Annotated in this window: 3 protein-coding genes; all 3 read right to left on the reverse strand. The window is 38.2% G+C overall.

Annotated features, from left to right (window positions below; genetic code table 11):
• Nucleotides 1-296: 296 nt before the first annotated feature.
• The gene (locus OU793_RS23800) at nucleotides 297-872 is read right to left on the reverse strand and encodes a hypothetical protein (protein WP_017449240.1); all 576 of its coding nucleotides are present in this window, start codon (nucleotides 870-872) and stop codon (nucleotides 297-299) included.
• On the reverse strand, nucleotides 872-1,603 hold the full coding sequence (locus OU793_RS23805; protein WP_025789518.1) for an AHH domain-containing protein: 732 nt from the start codon (nucleotides 1,601-1,603) through the stop codon (nucleotides 872-874). Before OU793_RS23805 ends, OU793_RS23800 begins: the two co-directional genes overlap by 1 nt.
• 1,242 nt (nucleotides 1,604-2,845) lie before the next feature.
• Nucleotides 2,846-3,512 (reverse strand): replication initiation protein (locus OU793_RS23815; RefSeq protein ID WP_274647877.1); only part of this gene is annotated, 667 nt, incomplete at its 5' end.

A 3,512-nucleotide genomic window follows, 5' to 3' on the forward strand; every position in this document is an offset into this window, starting at 1 on the left:
ACAGTCATCACCTAAAGGTACTTTGTGCCAAACGTAAAAGCCGCCAGAAAGGGCGGCTTTTTTGTTGCCTGTGTACCGTCCTAAATAAGGTTGACACATTTCCAACATGAAATTGGAGAGTGTCATGAAATCAACAAGTAAACGAACCCAACGAGATTATTCTCTTGCTTTTAAATTGACGGTTGCTACCGATAATACATGCGTAGTTGTACTAAATTATTGGATGCAGTAGAGAGAGCGTTCTAAAATGGCCTCACTCTCATTTTCGTAGTTCTACTTATATCGTATAACCACTGCTAAATGAATGGATCTGTCAGATTAGATGAGAATACAACGCCACCGAGCTCATTTTTTTCGCACAAACTCTTAAAATGTTCAGTACAATACAGAAAGCTAGCTCCTAGCATCTTTGACTTAAAAACAACCTTTTCTGCAACGTCGTTTTCATTAAACACTAACACCTCTAAACCAGCTAAGCTGCCATGTTCAATTTTTTGGACGCACTTATCTTCATCTTCTTGCCCAAACTCAAATGGTGTATATAGGTACCATTCCTCTCCTTTATAGCGAATCGATAAGAACTCGCCTACTTTGCTCAATGGCTCTTTTAAAGATGCATAAGCTTTAGGGGAAAGAACTAAGAAAACCCGTAACCATAAACTGATATCAGGAAGTAATGAGTCTTTCTTGAGAACATCTTCAAACTCAATATCTACTTCACCCCATATACTTTTTAAAGAAAAGTTTTCTAATGGCTGCACAACGATTTTTTCTATTAAATCGATGTCACCTAACTGCCTAGCTACAGAGCTAGGCGTAGTGCTCACGATTTTATATTCATTGTGACAGTCGAAAATTTTATAAACCGTCATTAACCTCTCCAGTCCTCATTTTTACTTTCAAGTATGGTCTTAGGGTATGTTCCTTTTTTCAAATGGTTTTTTACTTGAAGGAGAGAGGCTTCAAAAAGCTGCTTATTAAGAGGTATTAATGAAAATTTTGACGCGATCCAAGATTCGTAGTTATAAGTATGTATTGAACGATGCGCTGGAGAGTCAGGGCTTTCCCAGTTTAGGTCTACGTTTTTAGCATAATTCATCAACCAAACACCATTTTGGGGAGCATTAATACCTATCCTGTGCATATGCATATTGATTCTAGCTGTTTCTATATCAGCCTGACGATGTCGCCCTTTACCAGGTATGATATGGTGAGCTTCATGACTTAAAGTCGGTTGAGGCTCTCCTGCAGCTGTTAGATTATTCGCAAGCTTTTTAGTCGGGTGGTGCTTCTCTGACAATAGTTCCGACGGTTTCTTATTTAAGTTCTTATCTGTGTAACTCTTAAGCTTCTCTTCAAGGTCTCTAACTTGCGCATGGGCTATAAGCTCTCTTCTTTTAAGCTTCAAGAAGTCATAATCTCTCTGTTCATGAAAAAACCTTTTTGTTTTTTGCTCTTTAGTTTCTCCTGCTGGCGGAGACTTACGATACCTATCGTAAAAGTCCGTCACTAATTGGTCAAAACGATCAAAAGCTAACTCTGCTGCTGTTGGGTTACTTGGACGATTAGATTTTTTCCCAACACAACTCAAACTATTCTTCATGGCTGCCAACCTAGTCATTGTTTTAAAATGTGATTGGATATCACTTAGAATAGAAACGAGCGAATTATCAACACGTTATTCTAGAACTCGGTCATATAAAATATCACTGAATTGCATTAATTTGCATATTTTAAGAACGATACAGGGAGTTCACATTGACCCGATAACACACTGGAAAAAGCCGCCCCTCGAGATAATCTGCCGTAATGCTATACCAATAAGAAAGCTCACTTTCATCAGCCTCCATATGTGGTGGTCTGTTAATGGATGAGCAACGCAATACAAAAACTGCCGCACACCACCTTAACACTTCAACAAACGCACAGTAAAAATGCCACGCGTATAGAATCACTCTTGAACAGTTTGTTAGCGGTCTTGTAAATCGAGACGATCACTTTTGAGGTAATGCCTCAAGAATTTGAAGCGCGGTGCAAACAATCCTACTCACTTCAGAAAAGAGCAACTTGTCACCTGGTTCTCACTCATCGATAAGTTGTCCAAGTCTACGGGAACACCACTTCTTTTAGTTCGTGACGCTATCTTCGACAAAGCATAGGCTAACTAACATACCCTAGGATGCCATGTTTTTGGTTGGCAACATTCTGAGTATCAGTGGATACATGGAGATGGCATAGTGTGGCATTGAGCGAATATTCATCTAAATGAGAAGCACTAATAGCAAGTATTGACCTAATTTTTGACACTGTTCACCTAGATTGTGATAGCTAGAAAAGAGAAAGAAATGAAACTGTTTCTAATGAGGGTAACTGTGTAAATCTTTGATTTTCCAGTTATCCACATTAGCTATAAAGATCTATATCTTCTATTTAAAACTATAGATACTATTAAATATATAAGATCTATAGGCTTTGTAATTAATTGATTTTAAAGGAATTAACTTGCATTAATGATCTTTTTTTAGGTGTTTAGATAACACAATTAAGGTGTTAATGATCCTTTTCTAGGCGTTAATGATCACCCTTTAGGTAAAAAGCTGACATTATTTAGGTGTTGATGATCGTATTTTAGGTAGATTGATGACATATTTTAGGTTACTTATAGGTTCAGATTACGAATATTAGGTATTTTCTTGTTGTTTTTGTGCTGAGCTAGGTTAGGCCCCTTCTAATATGACACATTTTAGGTGTTATATTATCTACGACACCTAAAATATGTCTGTTATCACACGATAGACCTGATTTTTGTCAGTAATGACACTGAGAGGCTCCTGATATGTGTCATCTAATAATCAGGATTGTCACTGATCTCCGATAAGGTATCGATTTTATCAAGGAGCGAATCAAGGAGCGAATCAATCTCGCTTTGATGGCTATCATTAACTTTTGGCTCTCGATTTAAGTGTCGCTTAGAAAGGCTTCCTTCTACCTTGAAAGCATGCTGCTCTTTACCGACATAGCGGTAAGCAATGGCCAACGCTTCAAGCTCGGTTTCTGTCAGTTTAACCTTGTCTTGCAAGCGTTTTAGCTCGAGCTCTCGAATCGTTTTCAACGCATCGTGTTGGTTAAGCTCTTCAACCGTGCCGAGTTTTATCCAGCGGAACAAGAACTTGATACCGGTGATGGTTCGGCCTTTTTTAATGACCTCAAAACCTTTCTCTCCATTTTCACCCTCTAAGAACAGCAGTTCTTTTCGGATTTGAGGATGCTCAGTGAGCTCTTTGATACTCTCACGAATACAGCGCTTCATAAACACACTGTTATTTTTGAATGAGCTTTTGTCTTTCTTGAGCTTACCTGCCTCATCAAGCAAACCAAACACACCTTTTAACTCTTCAAGCTTCTGTTGATGCATTTCAAAGCCTTTGTCTTTAAACCGACTTAGTAACTCATAGAGGCGTTTTGAATATTCTTTTTTTACATCAAAGAAATTGCGAGTGTTAATAAGGGCA

The organism is Vibrio sp. VP6 (genome assembly GCF_028823755.1).
Classification (GTDB): Bacteria; Pseudomonadota; Gammaproteobacteria; order Enterobacterales; family Vibrionaceae; genus Vibrio; species Vibrio parahaemolyticus.

Excerpts from the sequence above, each read along its gene's own strand:
- OU793_RS23800 (WP_017449240.1), bottom strand. The coding sequence starts at position 872 with ATGACGGTTTATAAAATTTTCGACTGTCACAATGAATATAAAATCGTG.
- OU793_RS23805 (WP_025789518.1), bottom strand. The coding sequence starts at position 1,603 with ATGAAGAATAGTTTGAGTTGTGTTGGGAAAAAATCTAATCGTCCAAGT.